The organism is Actinomadura gamaensis (assembly GCF_042652125.1).
Taxonomy (GTDB): Bacteria; Actinomycetota; Actinomycetes; order Streptosporangiales; family Streptosporangiaceae; genus Spirillospora; species Spirillospora gamaensis.
Genome location: NZ_JBHSIT010000038.1, coordinates 1 through 654 on the forward strand (window position 1 = coordinate 1; position 654 = coordinate 654).

The 654-nt window shown below is 60.6% G+C and carries 1 rRNA gene; it reads left to right on the top strand.

Annotated features, from left to right (window positions below):
* Positions 1-654, top strand: a 23S ribosomal RNA gene (locus tag ACFPCY_RS43040); the annotation flags it as partial.

Consider the following 654-nt stretch of genomic DNA (forward strand, 5'->3'; position numbering starts at 1 on the left):
CAAGGGTTCCTGGGGCAGGCTAATCCGCCCAGGGTAAGTCGGGACCTAAGGCGAGGCCGACAGGCGTAGTCGATGGACAACGGGTTGATATTCCCGTACCCGCTGGTATGCGCCAACGCCGAGCCCGCTGATGCTAACCACCCGAACCGGCCCGTGTCTCTTCGGAGACCGGTGCTCGGGGAGCGTGGGACCCGAGGTGGTAGTAGGTGAGCGATGGGGTGACGCAGGAGGGTAGCTCAGCCCGGGCGATGGTTGTCCCGGGGTAAGCCTGTAGCCCGGATCGTAGGTAAATCCGCGGTCCATGTGGGTGAGAGGTGATGCCGAGCCGTTTTTGGTGAAGTGAGTGATCCCATGCTGCCGAGAAAAGCCTCTAGTGAGTGTACCGGCGGCCCGTACCCTAAACCGACTCAGGTGGTCAGGTAGAGAATACCGAGGCGATCGGGTGAACTGTGGTTAAGGAACTCGGCAAATTGCCCCCGTAACTTTGGGAGAAGGGGGACCATGCCCGGTGACGAGATTTACTCTTCGAGCTGGGGGTGGTCGCAGAGGCCAGGGGGAAGCGACTGTTTACTAAAAACACAGGTCCGTGCGAAGTCGTAAGACGCTGTATACGGACTGACGCCTGCCCGGTGCCGGAACGTTAAGAGGACCGGT